Source organism: Streptomyces gobitricini, from assembly GCF_039532985.1.
Lineage (GTDB): Bacteria > Actinomycetota > Actinomycetes > Streptomycetales > Streptomycetaceae > Streptomyces > Streptomyces gobitricini.
This window is the reverse complement of sequence record NZ_BAAASR010000030.1, coordinates 102037-117855: the sequence shown is the minus strand read 5'-3', so window position 1 is coordinate 117855 and position 15819 is coordinate 102037. Positions and strand designations below refer to the sequence as shown.

Annotated in this window: 12 protein-coding genes; 8 read left to right on the top strand and 4 right to left on the bottom strand. The window is 73.8% G+C overall.

Annotation, left to right across the window (positions count from 1 at the left end):
• Positions 1-8: 8 nt before the first annotated feature.
• On the bottom strand, positions 9-1232 hold the full coding sequence (locus ABD347_RS25235; protein WP_344365371.1) for a flavin-containing monooxygenase: 1224 nt from the start codon (positions 1230-1232) through the stop codon (positions 9-11).
• 99 nt (positions 1233-1331) lie between these two features.
• A complete protein-coding gene (locus ABD347_RS25230) occupies positions 1332-1652 on the bottom strand; it encodes an L-rhamnose mutarotase (RefSeq protein ID WP_344365369.1) in 321 nt (106 codons plus the stop codon).
• Between the two features lie 555 nt (positions 1653-2207).
• On the opposite strand from ABD347_RS25230, the gene ABD347_RS25225 reads away from it, so the two are divergent.
• Positions 2208-2912 (top strand): helix-turn-helix domain-containing protein, encoded by a 705-nt coding sequence (locus ABD347_RS25225; RefSeq protein ID WP_344365366.1) that lies wholly within the window; start codon positions 2208-2210, stop codon positions 2910-2912.
• On the opposite strand, the gene ABD347_RS25220 is transcribed toward ABD347_RS25225, so the two are convergent.
• The gene (locus ABD347_RS25220) at positions 2872-5322 is read right to left on the bottom strand and encodes a glycoside hydrolase family 65 protein (protein WP_344365365.1); all 2451 of its coding nucleotides are present in this window, start codon (positions 5320-5322) and stop codon (positions 2872-2874) included. The genes ABD347_RS25225 and ABD347_RS25220 overlap by 41 nt on opposite strands.
• A complete protein-coding gene (locus ABD347_RS25215) occupies positions 5319-6077 on the bottom strand; it encodes an HAD family hydrolase (RefSeq protein WP_344365362.1) in 759 nt (252 codons plus the stop codon). Before ABD347_RS25215 ends, ABD347_RS25220 begins: the two co-directional genes overlap by 4 nt.
• A 228-nt stretch (positions 6078-6305) precedes the next feature.
• Here ABD347_RS25215 and ABD347_RS25210 point away from each other — a divergent pair, with 228 nt between their 5' ends.
• The 7 genes from ABD347_RS25210 to ABD347_RS25180 all read left to right on the top strand — a co-directional run bounded on the left by ABD347_RS25210 (position 6306) and on the right by ABD347_RS25180 (position 15777).
• Positions 6306-7349 carry a tetratricopeptide repeat protein gene (locus ABD347_RS25210; protein ID WP_344365360.1) on the top strand — a complete coding sequence of 348 codons (1044 nt, stop codon included), beginning with the start codon at positions 6306-6308 and terminating at the stop codon, positions 7347-7349.
• A 341-nt stretch (positions 7350-7690) separates the two neighbouring features.
• Entirely contained in the window at positions 7691-8680 is a 990-nt protein-coding gene (locus tag ABD347_RS25205) for a polyprenyl synthetase family protein (protein ID WP_344365460.1), read from the top strand.
• A gap of 433 nt (positions 8681-9113) precedes the next feature.
• Positions 9114-9335 (top strand): type A2 lantipeptide, encoded by a 222-nt coding sequence (locus ABD347_RS25200; RefSeq protein WP_344365358.1) that lies wholly within the window; start codon positions 9114-9116, stop codon positions 9333-9335.
• Between the two features lie 96 nt (positions 9336-9431).
• A complete protein-coding gene (locus ABD347_RS25195; protein WP_344365356.1) occupies positions 9432-10238 on the top strand; it encodes an HlyD family efflux transporter periplasmic adaptor subunit in 807 nt (268 codons plus the stop codon).
• Positions 10235-12466: an NHLP family bacteriocin export ABC transporter peptidase/permease/ATPase subunit gene (locus ABD347_RS25190; RefSeq protein ID WP_425575758.1), complete on the top strand. Its 2232-nt coding sequence runs from the start codon at positions 10235-10237 to the stop codon at positions 12464-12466. Before ABD347_RS25195 ends, ABD347_RS25190 begins: the two co-directional genes overlap by 4 nt.
• A 7-nt stretch (positions 12467-12473) precedes the next feature.
• Positions 12474-15434 (top strand): NHLP bacteriocin export ABC transporter permease/ATPase subunit, encoded by a 2961-nt coding sequence (locus ABD347_RS25185; protein WP_344365355.1) that lies wholly within the window; start codon positions 12474-12476, stop codon positions 15432-15434.
• Between the two features lie 121 nt (positions 15435-15555).
• A complete protein-coding gene (locus tag ABD347_RS25180) occupies positions 15556-15777 on the top strand; it encodes a hypothetical protein (protein ID WP_344365353.1) in 222 nt (73 codons plus the stop codon).
• Positions 15778-15819 lie beyond the last annotated feature (42 nt).

The following is a 15819-nucleotide window of genomic DNA, read 5'->3' as shown; positions in this document are numbered from 1 at the left end:
CGCTGCCGTCATGTGCGCTGCATCGTCTGACGGGACCCCGACCGGGGGCGGGGGAAGAGGGAACGGACCTGTGCGCCGGTGCCGTTGATCGCGCGGGCGATCCGGTGGGCGTCGACTCCCGCCTGGTAGAGCGCCCCGTAGAGCGGATTGCCGAAACCGGCGAAGAACAGGCCGGGCGCGTCCGGACAGGTGCGAGCGCCCGTGATCAGTGGCCGTCCCCGGGGACCCAGCATGTCGGCGGCGTCGATCAGGTCCTCGAGGCCGGTCCGGTAGCCGGTCGCGGCGATGACGACGTCGGGGGCGAGGACCGAGCCGTCGGACAAGTGGACGAGGGCGCCCTCGAAGCGGGTTGTCTCGGCGACCGGCTGGACACGGCCGTCGAGTACGGCGGCGACGATGCCCCGGTCGTGTACGGGACTCGTTCCGTCCCGTGCCGACCGTGTGTACAGGCCCTCTTCAGGCAACGGCAGGCCGTGCGCGGACAGGTCCGGGAGAAGCAAGCGGCGGATGAGCCCGGTGGCGCTGTCTCCCCAGGCGGGAGGGAGCCGGCGCGCCCAGATCCCCGCGGCCTGCCAGCGGCTGCTGTTCTTCGGGACGATGTTCGGTGCGGCACGCACCGACAGCCAGACGCGGGCTGCCGCGGCCCGGCTGAGGGCGACAGCGATTTCCGTGCCGCTGTTCCCGGCTCCCACGACCAGGACCCGCCGCCCTTCGTAGGACGCGGGGTCACGGTAGTCCTTCGAGTGCAGAAGCCGACCGGTGAAGGAGCCGGCACCGGGCCAGTCCGGTACGTGGGGTGTGTGGTTGCGCCCTGTGGCGAGCACGACCGCGCGGGCGGTCAGGACATCGTGCCGGGTGTGGACGAGCCACTCGACTGGCGTGGAGCCGGCCCCGGGCCGGCGCCGACCGAGGGTCACCCGCTCGACATGCGTGCCGGTGCGCACATCGAGCCGGTGGTGGGCGGCGTACTGCTCCAGGTAGGCGGCCCAGTCGTCGCGCGCGACCCAGGTGCCGGCACTCCGGGGTACCGGCAGGCCGGGAAGGCCGGACAGACGGCGGGGAGTGTGCAGTCGCAGGTGGTCGTAGTGGGCGCGCCACCCGTCGCCGATGCGGTCCGACCGCTCGATGACCACGACGGGCACCTGGGCGCGGCGCAGTATGGCGGCTGTCGCCAGGCCGCTGGGACCGCCGCCGATCACGACCACGGGGCAAGAGGCATGCGTGTTCGCCATAGTTCCGTGGGAACGACCGAGTCGGCCCCCGGGTCACGACGCGGGGGCGGCGGCGCGGCCGCGCCGGGCCGAGGTGGCCGCGTCCTGGCGCGTACGCCGTCAGGCGAGGTGGAAGACCTCGGTCAGCGGCCGCATCTCCTCGTCCGGTCCCCGGCCGTCCAGGTCCTCGAAGAAGTCCGCCATCTCCGCCTGCCAACGGGCGTTGACGTCCGTGGCGGCCATCGCGGCACGGGCGGCGTCGAAGTCCGGGGTCTCCAGGTAGCCGACCAGGAGACCGTCCTCGCGGAGGAAGAGCGAGTAGTTGTGCCAGCCGCTCGCGGTGAGCGCGGCCAGCATCTCCGGCCACACGGCCGTGTGGCGGGCGCGGTACTCGATGAGCCGCTCCGGACGGACCCGAAGCAGAAAACAGACGCGTTGCACGGGTGTGGGACCTCTCCGTCGATGGAGCGTGATGAAAGCATTCAAGGGGAGTCAAGGCCACGTCCATGGGCATGTCAACCCCCTTCCCCGGGAGCCGCGTTGATGCGTTTCAGTACCACTCCGAGCCTTCGCCCCGCCACCCCGCGCGCTGCCGCGGCCGGACCCGTCGCGGCCATCGGCCTGGGTCTGCGGTCCTTTCTGCCACCGGCGACACCGAGCTCGCGGACGCAGTGAACGTTCATCGTGCCGGTGCCGGTGCCGGTGCCGGCGAGAGGGAACCGGGCCGTGGGGACGCCGGACGCGTTGCGCGAGTGGTGCGCTACGGACGGTACGCACACCCATGCGCGTGGCGGGCGGCGTCGTGGCGGTCGGCTTCGTGGGGCTGACGGCCCGGCCTCACTGCGTACGGGTAAGGGGGCTGCCTCCCCTGCCTGCTGATCGCGGCGGGCCCGGGCGCGGGGACGGGGGCGGGCCTCGGGTGCGGGAGCGCGCCGAGGCGTACCGTGGGCTGGTAGGCAGCCTGCCGTCGCGCACCTGGAAGGGACGGTGCCTCCCATGCCCGAGGAATCGCTGTTGCGGGGACGTGTCACCGGTGCCCACGCTCACGGTACCTGCCGGGGGGACATCGGCCGGCGCGTGGCCGCGCGCCGGAAACAGCTCGGCCTGAGCCGCGAGGAAGTGGCCGTCCGGTCGGGCTCCGCGCCCGGGTACATCCAGTACCTGGAGGAACAGCCGGCGACACCCGGGATCGGCTTCCTGCTGCGGTTGGCGGACGCCCTGGAGACCACCATCACGGAGCTCGCCGGCGGTACCGCCGACCTGCCGCCCGGTACCGGCCACGCCCCGCTCCGCCCCCGGCTCGTCGACCTGGACCTCGAGGAGTGCCGCACGCTGCTCGGCACGCACGGCGTGGGGCACGTGGCCGTGACCACCCGCGACGGCCCCGCCATCCTGCCGGTGAACTACCTGGTCGCCGATGGTGAGGTCGCCTTCCGCGTGGCGCCGGACGCGCTGGCGTCGATGGCCGAGGACGGCCGGGTGGCCTTCGAGGTGGACCACATCGACGACGCGCTGTGCCGCGGCTGGAGCGTCCTGGTCGTCGGCGCCCCCCACGCCGTCACCGAGCCCGATGACGTGCGCGGCCTGGACGAGCAGGCGGGCGGCACCCCGTGGACCGGCGGTGAGGAGGCCCGCTGGGTGGCCGTGACGCCGGCCCGGGTCAGCGGCCGGCGGATCGACGTGCCGTTCGCCCACGCGTAGGGCCTCCGGCGCCCTCGTCGGGGAGCGGCAGCTCGCACACCTCCCCCGGCTCGACCGGAACGGGCACGCCGCCGGCCAGTTCGACACCGATCGGTTCGCTGCCGGAGCCGGGCACGGCGATGCGCAGATGGCCGGGTGTCATGTGCAGCCGTACGCCCCAGTGGCCGCGGTAGCGGAGGGTGAAGTCGTACTCCGACAGCTCGGGCAGCGGCACCGGGTCCAGCCGGAGGACCCCGCCCCGGGTCTCCAGACCGGTCAGGCCGCGCTGTACCAGGTCGAGGGTGCCCGCCATGGCACCCAGGTGGATGCCCTCCCCGGTGGTGCCGCCCTGGACGTCGGCGATGTCCCCCTCGAGCGCCTCCTGGCAGAACCGCCACGCCTCGGCGCGCCGTACCCGGGCGAGGACCCAACCGTGCACCAGGCCGCTGAGTGTCGAGCCGTGACTGGTGCGGTGCAGGTAGTAGTCCACGGTCCGGTGCCAGGTCGCGTCGTCCAGGTCGTGGCCCAGGCGCCGCAGCAGCGCCCGGAGCTCGGCGGGTGAGAAGAGGTAGCCGAGCATCAGGACGTCGGCCTGCTTGGACGCCTGGTAGCGGTTGACGGAGTCGCCCTCGGCCTCCAGGATCCGGTCGAGCCTGCGGATGTCGCCGTAGCGGCGGCGCCAGCCCTCCCAGTCGGGCTCGGCCAGGTCGCCGAAGCCCTCGAACTGGCTGATGACGCCCTGGTGGAACGGGACGTGCAGCCGGCGTGAGACGTCCTCCCACAGTTCCAGCTCGGTGTGGTCGAGCTCGGTCCGCTCCACGAGCTCCCGCCGGCGCGGTTCGGGCAGGTCGCGCAGGAGCTCCAGGGTGCGCGCCAGCACCCAGGCGGCCGTGACGTTGGTGTACGCGTTGTCGTCGAGCCCCGGCCGGTCGGCGTCCGGGTAGGCGTCGTGGTACTCGTCGGGGCCGAGAACGCCCCGGATGCGGTAGCGGCCGGGGCCGGGGTCCCAGGTGGCGCGGCAGGCCCAGAAGCGGGCGATCTGGAGCAGCATCTCCGCGCCCTTGGTGTGCAGGAACTCGGTGTCGCCGCTGGCCTCGCAGTACTGCCACACGTTGTAGGCGATGGCCGAGCCGACGTGGTGCTGGAGGTGGGAGTGGTCGGGCAGCCAGCGTCCCGAGCGGGGGTTGAGGTGGAGCCGCTGGGTCTCCTCGCGGCCGTCGCTGCCGCTCTGCCAGGGGTACATCGCGCCGGTGCAGCCCGCGTCGCGGGCGGCGAAGCGGGCGCGTTCGAGCCGCCGGTGCCGGTAGGTGAGCAGGGCCCGGGACACCTCGGGGAAGTGCAGGTTCAGGTAGGGCAGGACGAACAGTTCGTCCCAGAAGATGTGACCGCGGTAGGCCTCGCCGTGCAGGCCCCGGGCCGGGACGCCGACGTCGAGGTCGGCGGTGTGCGGGGAGAGGGTCTGCAGGACGTGGAACAGGTGCAGGCGCAGGATGCGGCCCGCCTGGTTCGGCACCTCCAGTTCCGCCCGGCGCCACAGCTGCCGCCACGCGCCGCGGTGGGACCGCAGCAGCGCGTCGAAGCCGGGGGCGCGGCGCACCCGGTCGACCGCGGCGTGCAGCGGGTCGCTGATCGCCGCGTCCCGCGAGGTGTGCAGGGCGACGGTCTTGTCGACGACGACCGGGCTGCCGGGCCTGAGCGTCAGCCGGAGGCGCTGGGTGGCGCGGCGGCCGGCGTGGTGGACGGTGAGCCGGGAGCCCTCGGCACCGGTGACGGTCGTGCGGGCGGCCATGCCGACGCGGATGTCGGAGGTGCGGGTGCGGCAGCGCAGCCACACCGTGTCGGCGGCGGCGTCGCCGGTGTGGACGTGGGTGAGGTGGCGGGAGGCGAGCTGCCGGTAGCGGGCCACCCCGCCGTTGGTGACGTCACCGTCGAGTTCGGCCTCGACGTCCAGCGTGCCGGCCCAGTTCTCGGCCGTGAACTCGGTGCGCAGTGCCGCGAGGTGCGGCGAGGCCATGTGGACGACCCGGGTCTGGCGCACCGCCAGGCGCCGGCCGTCGTCGTCCTCGTACCGGATGTGGCGTTCCAGGGTGCCCGCCCGCAGGTCGAGCGTCTGGCGGTGGTCGATCAGCTCGTCGCTGTCGGGTCCCAGCCAGGCGCCGGGGGGCTCGGAGTCGTCGATGCGGTAGCGCAGCGGCAGCCAGTTCGGCAGGTTGACCATGTCCTCGTTCTCGACCGTGCGGCCGGCCACGTCGGAGGTGAGGCGGTTGTAGCAGCCCGCCACGTAGGTACCGGGGTAGTGGACGCCGTCGGCGGGGCGTTCGGGGGCCGCGCCACGGGTGGCGAAGTAGCCGTTGCCGAGGGTGCACAGGGATTCGCGGAGGCTCTCCCTGGCGGGCTGGTACCCCTCGTACTCCCAGGTCCAGGCCGTCACGACGGCGTGCCCTCGCCGGCGGCGGTGAGCAGTTCCACCGGGTCTCGTACGACGACGTCGGCGCCCGCGCGGCGCAGCGCGTCCCCCATGCCGCGGCCCGCCGTGCGGTCGACGCCCACGACCAGGCCGAAGCCGCCGCGCCGTCCGGCCTCGACCCCCGCGAGGGCGTCCTCGACGACCGCGCAGTGGGCGGGCCGCGTGGCGAGCCGGCGGGCCGCCTCCAGGAAGAGCGCCGGATCGGGCTTGCCGGGCAGCCGCAGCCGGGCCGCCTCCACGCCGTCGACGCACACGTCGAAGAGGTCCAGCACCTTCGCGGAGGCGAGGACCTCGCGGGCGTGGCGGGAGGCGGAGACGGCGGCCAGCGGGACGCCCGCGCCCCGCAGGGTGTCCAGCAGCCGCACGGTGCCGGGGTAGGCGCGTACGCCCCGCTCCCTGATCAGTTCGGTGAACAGTCGTTCCTTCTCACCGGCCACGGCCTCGATCTCGGCGGGCGCCGGGCGCAGCCCCCGGGCGGCGAGGAAGGCGGCCGCGCCGTCGGGGCGGGACTTGCCGTCGACGTACCGGAGGTAGTCCTCGGTGGCGTCGAAGGGCCGGTGGGCCGCGGGGCCCGGGTCCCCCCGGCCGCGCAGGTGGGCGTCGAAGGCCGCCTTCCAGGCCGTGGCGTGCGCCCCGGCCGTGTCGGTGATCACGCCGTCGGTGTCGCACACCACCGCGCGCATGGCGCTCAGCCGGTGGGCGGGGGCCTGTGCGGTCATGGACGGTCCTCCTGGTCGCGCTCCGGACCTCGGCGGGTTCCCGGCTATGGGCGGCGTACGCGGCGAGCGGTCACGATCCGTCGGCCGGGAGTGGAACCTCTCCGGTCCCTTGATCCTCTTTCCTGCCGAAGCGCGCGCAGTCAGCTGAAGGAAGACGAGAGAGAGGGGGGCCGCGTCGATGGCACACATGCCGTACGGCCCGCGGCCGCCCCTCGCGGAGAGGTACTTATGTTCAGCAAGGCACTCGCGCCGGAGTACCAGGGCGCCCTCAGCGCGCTGTCGGTGAACTCCTCCCTCACGGACGTGCTGGCCGCGGCCACCGAGCAGCTGGCCGGCGCGCGGCGCGCGGGGGACGCGCACGAGACGGCGCGCGCCGCGCTCGCGGTGGCGGAGGCGCACCGGCGGCTCGGCCACGTCGAGGCGGCCGACCGGGCGTGGAAGTCGAGTTACCGCACGGCCCGTTCCGCCGGGGACGTACCGGCCATGGCGTGGGCACTGTGGAGCGGGGGCACGCTGGCCCGGCAGCGAGGCGCGCTCCCGCTCGCCTTCCGTCTGCTGCGGTACGCCGCCGACCTGGGCAAACAGGGCGGTGACATCGTTGCCCACGGTTACTCGCTGGCCGGGCTCGCGGAGACGGGCCGCATACAGGGCGACTACGAGGCGGTCGGCGCGCTGCACGACGAGCTGCTCGCGGAGGCCCGCGCGCGGGGCGAGGCCCGGCACACCGTGTGGGCGCTGGAGGGCATCGCCCAGATGCACCGCAACAGCGGCCGGTACGACACGGCGTACGAGCTGTTCGAGGAGGCCGCCGGGATAGCGGCCGCCGCGGACGACCGGCGCGGTCGTGCGTGGGCGCTGCGCGGCCTGGCCGACATCGTCTCCGTACGCGACGGGGACGCCGCCCGGGCGCTGGAGCTGCTCGGCGAGGCGGAGGCGAGCTGCCGCGAGATGAACCTGTCCAGCGCGCTGGCGTACAACCACAAGATGCGGGCGAACGTGCTGTACCGGGCGGGGCGGTACGCGGAGGCGCTGGCGATGTACGAACAGGCGCTGGGCGAGTTCCGCGCGATGGACGAACCGCGTGGTGAGGCCCTGTCGCGCCTGGGCTCCGTCAAGGCCCGCGCCCGGCTCGGCGCGGACCCGGCCGCCAGGACCGCCGCCGAGCTGGCGGAGCTGGGCGGCATCCTGGACGGCATGGGTCTGCGCCACGCCCGCGCCATGGTCGACAAGGCCCTCGCCGAGCTCTGCCCGTCCTTCGAGGAGACCTGCTGATGACACGCCCGCAGAACGTGCCCTTGACGCCGCCGGTCGCCGGCGAGGCGCAGCGTCCCCCGGCGAGGGCGACCCCGGCCGACCCGGCGACCCCGGCTGCCCCGGCTGCCCCGGCTGCCCCGGTCGCCGTCGGGGGGCCGGGGGCCGGGCGGCCGGGCGCCGTGGAGGGACCGGACGCCCTGGAGGGACCGGCCGCCCTGGAGGGACCGGCCGCCCTGGAGGGGCCCGGCGGTACCGGGCACGCGGCCGTTCCGGAGGGCGTCGGCGACGGCGGCGGGCGGGAACACCCGCCGCCGGCGGACGCCGGCGCCGTGGAGGCGGTGCTGGCGCGGTGCCGGGGCATGGTGGAGCCGGCGCTGCGGGCCAGGGTCGCGGGGATGCACGCCTGGCCGGCCGAGATGGCCGGGTACACCTTCGGGTGGTGGGAACGCGGGGGCGCGCCCCGTGCCGGATCGTCCGGGAAGGGTGTGCGCCAGGCGCTGGCCGTGCTGTGCGCCGAGGCGGCGGGGGCACCGGCGGAGGCAGCCGTCGACGGCGCCGTGGCGGTGGAGCTGGTGCACACGTTCTCCCTCCTCCACGACGACATCATGGACGGCGACGAGACCCGCAGGCAGCGCCCCTCGGCGTGGAAGGCGTACGGGACCGGGCCGGCCGTCCTGGCCGGGGACGCGCTCTTCGCCCTGGCCTTCGAGGTCCTCGCCGGCTCGCCCGGCCCGCACGGAGGGGCGGCGGTGCGGCGCCTGTCCGGGGACATGGCGGACGTGGTGGCCGGGCAGGCCGAGGACCTGCTGTTCGAGGGGCGGCCGTGGACGGGCGCCGGCGCCGTCCCGGTCGACGCGTACCTCCGCATGGCCGAGCAGAAGACGGGCGCCCTGCTGGGCTGCGCGGCGGCGCTGGGCGCCCTGCTGGCGGGTGCGCCGGGGGCGACGGTGGACGCCCTGTCCACGGCGGGGCGGCAGCTCGGCGTGGCCTTCCAGGCGGTCGACGACGTGCTGGGCCTGTGGGGCGATCCGGCGGCGACGGGCAAGCCGGTCCACGGCGACCTGCGGCGCCGCAAGAAGACGCTGCCGGTGCTGACCGCCCTGGCGACGGGTACGCCGGCGTCCCGGCGGCTGGCGGACCTCCTCCGCGCGCCGGGCCCTCTGGACGGTGCCGCGCTGCGACGGGCGGCCGCGCTCGTCGAGGAGGCGGGCGGGCGGGAGGCCGCGACGGCGGAGGCCCACCTCCGCCTGGACCGGGCGCGGGCCTGCCTGGACGAGGTCCCGTTGGCCCCGGAACCGGCCGGCCGGCTCCTCGCGCTGCTGCCGTACGTGGTCGGCCGTTCTCTGTGACCGCGGAGCGGGACGGACGGCTCCGACATAGGCGGTCAACACCAGGAAATCACCTGATTACCCACCCGGCGGACACATCCGTCATGGGGCAATGCCAGGGAATCTGCACACCGAATGTACAGGCGTCACAGCGCCTCCCACGGCCCGTCATGACATCGGCCCGGCCACCGGGCCGTTGATGCCGGAATGCCCCGTTCCGAAATGCTGGTGACCAAGGCGGCGGAAAGACCGGGGGCCGACCGTGTGAAGAAGCTGCCACCAAGTCGTGGACCCGCCTGCACACAGGCGTAATTCCGCAGCGCGGGAAGGCCGTTGCGGCTACTCGGCGGATTGGCTGAGCAACACGCCTCCGTGCTTTGATCCTTCGCACTGCGGCGGTCGCACAGAGACGCGTTCCGTGGTCATTTCGAGTTATTCACGCGAAGGGAACACCATGAACCCCCAGATCCAGACCCAGGAGATCTCCGACGCCGACCTGGACGCCGTCTCCGGCGGCCTGCACAGCGCCGTTGCCGACGGTGCCGTCGGCAGCGCCACGGCCACGCTCGACTCGGTCGCCCCGGTCTCCGCCGTCGCCACGTCGGCCGTCGGCGCCGTCGAGTCCTTCGCGGGCCTGAACACCTCGGCCCTCACCGGTTTCGCCGCCGGCCTCTGAGACGGTACGGGTGAGCCCCGGGACTTCTCTCGTTCCGGGGCTCACCTCACTTTCCGCTTCCTATACACGGACATGCGCAGTTGAGGGAAGAGTTACGTGCAGTTCCGCCAAAAGGCCCTTTCCAAGCTGCAATCGCCCGAGGAAATAGACCTGCCGGTGCGTCTCGCCCGGCCGCAGGGCCTGCTCGTGCTGGCCGTCACCGTCGTCACCATGACGGCCGCGGCCGTCTGGGCCGTCACCGGCTCGGTGTCGTCCACGCTCACCGCACCCGGGATCCTCACCCACGGCAAGGGCGGTTGCGTCCTCCAGAGCCCGGTCGCCGGCCAGGTCACCGGTGTGCTCGCCGAGGAGGGCGACCACCTCCCCGCCGGCGCGCCGCTGCTGGAGGTCCGTACCGCCCAGGGACCGTCCGTCGTCCGCACCGTCGCCGCGGGCCGGGTGACTGCCCTCGCCGCGACGATCGGCTCCGTGGTCACCACCGGCTCGGACGTGGCGTCCGTCGAGCGGGTCGACACGGAGGACGCCCCCCTGACGGCGACGGTCTACGTCCCCGCAGAGCGCGGCGCGACCGTACCCGTGGGCGCGCCCGTCGACCTCACCGTCCAGTCGGTGCCGACACAGACGTACGGCGTCCTGCGCGGCCGGGTGAAGACCGTCGGGCGGACCGCCCAGACCCGCCGTCACATCACCGCGTTCCTCGGCAACAGCCAGCTCGGCGAGGAGTTCTCGCGCACCGGCCTGCCCGTGGCCGTCCTGGTCGAGCTGGAGCGGTCGCCCTCGACGAGGACCGGGTACGCGTGGTCGGCGTCCGACGGCCCCGCGTACGCGCTCACCTCCATGACCCCGGTGAGCGCCTCCGTGCACCTGGCCTCGCAGCACCCGGTCGATTGGCTGCTCCCGTGAGCGCGCCGGGCGGCCGCCGCCGCGCCCGGCCGGCACCGAGGGGCGGGGCCGGAAGCAGGATCCGGACCAAGCGGCCCAAGCCCGTCCGCACGCCCACCGTGCTCCAGATGGAGGCCGTGGAGTGCGGAGCCGCCTGCCTCGCCATGGTGCTCGCCCACCACGGACGGCACGTGCCCCTGGAGGAGCTGCGCATCGCGTGCGGGGTCTCCCGCGACGGCTCACGCGCCGGCAACGTACTGAAGGCGGCTCGCGGTTACGGGCTGGAGGCCAAGGGCATGCAGATGGAGCCCGAGGCACTCGCCGAGGTGCGGGCCCCGGCCATCCTGTTCTGGGAGTTCAACCACTACGTCGTCTACGACGGGACGGGACGCCACTTCCGCCGCCGGGGCGTGTACGTCAACGACCCGGCCAAGGGACGCCGTTTCGTCCCGGCGGAGGAGTTCGACACCAGCTTCACCGGTGTCGCCCTGGTCTTCGAGCCGGGCCCCGGCTTCCGCAGGGGCGGCCGCAGACCCCGGTTCCTGAGCGGCGTGCCCACCCGGCTGCGCGGCACGACGGGCACCCTGCTCACGGCGCTGCTCGCCAGTCTCCTGCTCGTCGCGGTGGGCGCGGCGGTGCCCGCGCTGAGCCGTACGTACATCGACATGTTCCTGATCGGTGACCAGACCTCGGTGCTGGGGCCGCTGTTCACGGCTATGGCGGCGACGGTCGCCCTGACCGCCGTACTGACCGCACTGCAACAGGCGAACCTGCTGCGTGGGCGCGTCATCGCCTCCACCCTGGGCAGCGCCCGCTTCCTCGGGCATCTGATGCGGCTGCCGGTCACGTTCTTCGCCCAGCGCGGCCCCGCCGACCTGGTGCAGCGGCTCCAGTCCAACGACGCGGTGGCCGAGACCCTGGCGAGGGACCTCGCCGCCGCCGGGGTCGACGGCGTCGTGGTCGTCCTCTACGCACTGCTGCTGTGGACGTACGACCCGCAACTGACCGTGGTGGGCGTGCTGATGGCGCTGCTCAACATCGTCGCCATGCGGATAGTGATCCGCCTGCGGTCGACGCACACGCAGAAGCTGCGGGCCGACAGCGCACGGCTGACGAACACCTCCTACACGGGTCTCCAGCTGATCGAGACCATGAAGGCGACCGGCGGCGAGAACGGCTACTTCCGCCGCTGGGCCGGCCAGCACGCCACCACCCTGGAGGTGCAGCAACGCCTGGGTGTGCCCAGCGCCGCCCTGGCCGTCGTCGCCCCCACCCTGGCCACCCTCAACAGCGCGCTGATCCTGTGGATCGGCGGCCTGCGGGCGGTGGAGGGTCACCTCTCCATCGGCCTGCTCGTCGCCTTCCAGGCCCTGGTGACGCGCTTCACCGCGCCCATCACCCGGCTGAACGGGGTGGCCGGCCGCATCCAGGACTTCGCCGCCGACGTGGCCCGGCTCAAGGACGTCGAGAGCTTCCCCGCCGACGCCCTCTACGCGCGCGTGGAGCCGGACGGCGACACCCGCCGCCTCAAGGGCCACGTCGAGCTGGAGGACATCACCTTCGGTTACAGCCCGCTGGACGCGCCCCTGCTGAGCGGTTTCTCCCTCACCGTGCGCCCCGGCCGCCAGGTCGCGCTGGTCGGCGGCTCCGGCAGCGGGAAATCGACCGTGTCCCGGCTGATCGCGGGCCTCTACGTCCCGTGGGAGGGCACTATCCGCATCGACGGCCGGCGCCTGGAGGACATCCCACGCGGCGCGCTGGCCGCCTCCGTGTCGTTCGTCGACCAGGACGTGTTCCTCTTCGAAGGGACCGTACGGGACAACGTCGCCCTCTGGGACCCCTCCATACCGGACGACGCCGTGGTCGCCGCCCTCAGGGACGCCGCCGTGTACGACGACGTCGTCGCCCGCCGCCCCGGGGGCATCCACAGTCGCGTCGAACAGGACGGCCGCAACTTCTCGGGCGGTCAGCGCCAGCGCCTGGAGATCGCCCGCGCACTGGTGCGGCGGCCCAGCGTCCTCGTACTCGACGAGGTGACGAGCGCCCTGGACGCCCGCACCGAGCAGGTCGTCATGGACAACCTGCGGCGGCGCGGCTGCGCGTGCGTGGTCATCGCCCACCGGCTGTCCACGGTCCGCGACAGCGACGAGATCGTGGTGCTGGACCACGGCACCGTCGTGGAGCGGGGCCGCCACGAGGACCTGCTCGCAGCCTCCGGAGCGTACGCCGAGCTGGTCAAGGAGCGCTGACGCCGACATGTCCGTCCACTCCGAGGTGGCCGCCGACCCGGTGGTCCACGCCCTGGGCGCGCTGGGCCACCCCGTCGCGGGCGCGGGCCTGCGGAACGTACCGCTGGAAGGGCCGCACGTGCTGTGGCTGGTCGTCGGGGGCGGGCTCGACCTGTTCGCGGTCGACGCCGCCCAGCAGGGTCACTGGCACTTCCTGGGCCGCCTGGCGGCGGGGAGCCTGCTCCTCGGCCCCGTCGAGGGACCGCAGCACACGCTGGTGGGCCGCCCCACGCAGGACTGCGCGCTGCGCCGGATCACGCTGCGCGAGCTGTACGCGGGGCACAGCCCATACGCCTCGCAGGGCCCGTACGACCCGCACAGCCCATACGCCTCGCAGGGCCCGTACGCGTCGCAGGGCCCGCACGGCCCGCGGCCTCCCCACGACGCATACGCCCCCGACGACCCGTACGGCGGGGCCACCGCCTTGGAGCACGCCTTCGCCCTGGGCCACGCCCGCAGCCTGGGCGTGCTGTTCGAGGCACCGCTCGGCGACGGGCGTGCTCGGGGCGGCGGGACCGTGACCGGGTCAGGGGCCGGGGCCGGGGCCGGGGCCGGGGCCGACGACATGTTGTGGATGCCCGTTCCGCCCGGCAGCGTCCGGTACGGCGCCACGTACACGGGCGTCCACGCCACCGACGCGGCCGGCGACCTGCTGGTCGACGCCACGCTGTGGCAGCGGATGGTGAACCAGCAGTACCGGCTGCTGTCCGCCGTGGACCGCTGGATCGAGCAGCTGGAGCGTGCTCACGAGGACCGTGCGGCGGCCGGCGTCAAGGCGGGCCGGGCGGTCCGCGCGCGGGCGGACCAGGCGCTCCTGGCGTCGATCGGCCGGCCGGGGCGCGGGGGCCGGAAGAAGACCTCCGCGGCATCCGACGACGCCACGTTCACGGTGTGCCGGCACGTCGCCCGCGCGGCCGGGATCACCTTGGCCGAGCCGTCGGCGAGCGGCGTCGCCGACGAGCGGACCGGCGCCGTGGAGCGCATCGCGGTCGCCTCCCGGACCCGTACCCGCGCGGTGCGGCTGGAGGGCCGCTGGTGGCGTACCGACTCCGGACCCCTGGTGGGGCACTGGGCGAAGTCCGGTGCCCCGGTGGCACTGCTGTGGCGGCGCGGCCGGTACGAGGCGGTGAACCCGGCGTCGGGTCTGCGGCTGCGGATCGACGCGCGGAAGGCCGCCGAGCTGGAGCCCCGGGCGGTGATGTTCTACCGGCCGCTGCCGGAGCGGCCGATGACGCCGGCGCGGCTGCTGCGCTTCGGCCTGCGGGGCGCGGCGGGCGACGCCCGCAACCTGGCCCTCGCCGGGCTGGTGACGGTGGGGCTGGGCGCGCTGGTGCCGGTCGCGACGGGGAAGATCCTCGGCGAGTACGTGCCGGCCGCGCAGACGGGCCTCATCGTGCAGATGGCGTTCGCCGTCATGGTGGCGGGTGTCGTGTCGGCCGCGTACATGCTGATGCAGAACCTGACGGTGCTGAGGATGGAAGGACGCGTCGAGAGCGTCCTCCAGCCGGCCGTGTGGGACCGGCTGCTGCGTCTGCCGACGAAGTTCTTCGCCGGACGCTCCACCGGCGAGCTGGCGAGCGCCGCCATGGGGATCAGCGCGATCCGCCGCGTACTGACCGGCGTCGGTCCGGTGGCCGTGCAGGCGAGCACGGTCGGTGCGGTCAACCTGGTGCTGCTGCTCGTCCACAGCGTCCCGCTGGCACTGGCGGCGATGGCCATGCTGCTGGTCATGGCCGTCGTCTTCCTCGGGCTCGGGCTGTGGCAGGTGCGCTGGCAGCGGCGGCTGGTCGAACTGACCAACAAGCTCAACAACCAGGCGTTCCAGACCCTGCGGGGGCTGCCTAAACTGCGTGTCGCGGCGGCGGAGAGCTTCGCGTACGCCGCTTGGGCACGGCAGTTCGCCCGCTCGCGCGAGCTGCACCGGAAAGCGGGCCAGATCCGCAACGTCACCACCGTTCTGGACGCGGTCTACCTGCCGCTCTGCACGCTCATCATGTTCATGCTGCTGGCGGGCCCCGCGCGCGGCAGCATGACGGCCGGTGAGTTCCTGACGTTCAGTACGTCGGTGACGATGCTGCTGACGTCCGTCACCCAGCTCACCGGCGCCCTGGTGTCGGCGGTCGCGGCGCTGCCCCTGTACGAGCAGATGAGGCCGGTGCTGGAGGAGACACCGGAAGTCCGCGGCTCCGCCACCCGGCCCGGTGTCCTGTCGGGCGCCCTGGAGGCCCGTAACCTCTCCTTCCGCTACTCCGACGACGCGCCCCTGGTCCTCGACGACGTATCGCTCGACATCCGCCCGGGCGAGTTCGTGGCGATCGTCGGCCCGAGCGGCTGCGGCAAGTCGACGCTGCTGCGCCTGCTCATCGGCTTCGACCGGCCGGTCTCGGGCAGCGTCCTGTACGACGGCCAGGACCTGACCGCCCTCGACCAGGCCGCGGTGCGGCGCCAGTGCGGTGTGGTCCTGCAGAACGCCCAGCCCCTGACCGGCTCGATCCTGGACTGCGTCAGCGGAGCCGAGTCATTCCCCCAGGAGGAGGTGTGGGCGGCGGTGGAGATGGCCGGCCTGGCGGAGGACATCAGACGGATGCCGATGGGCCTGCACACGATGATCGCCGGCGGCGGGGCGATCTCCGGCGGGCAGCGCCAGCGACTCATGATCGCCCAGGCCCTGATCCGCCGCCCCCGCTACCTGTTCCTGGACGAGGCGACGAGCGCGCTGGACAACGAGGCGCAGCGCGTCGTCATCGACTCCACGCGCCGGCTCGACGCCACCCGGCTGGTGATCGCCCATCGCCTGTCGACGGTCATGGACGCCGACCGGGTGATCGTCATGTCGGCCGGCCGCGTCGTCGAACAGGGCCCCCCGGCCGCGCTCCTCACCGACCCGAACGGTCACCTGTACGAACTGGTGCGCCGCCAAATGCGCTGACCGGGGGCCCCTCGAAAGGGTGGGATCCCCCCTGAGGGGCGCGCCGGTCCCCGCGGCGGCGGGAACCCCTCCCTACGAACCCCGCCCGGACGGACCGGGCGGCGCGTCCACGGAGGAACAGATGCTCAGGAAGGCTTTCGCCTGCGCGGCCCTCGTCACCGCTGCCATGGCTCTCGGCACCGCCCCCGCCGCCGCCTACGGCGACAAGGACAAGGACGACCACGGCAGCTACCACGCTTTCGAATGGAACAAGGGCAAGTTCGCCGCCCTGGAGTCCGCCGGCGGCTCGAAGATCGCCGTGGGCGGGTTCAACCAGGGCGGGGCCATCGGCGCCCAGTGGTAGCCGATCCACCCGTCGCACGACGGCCGCCGGGACGACAGTGTG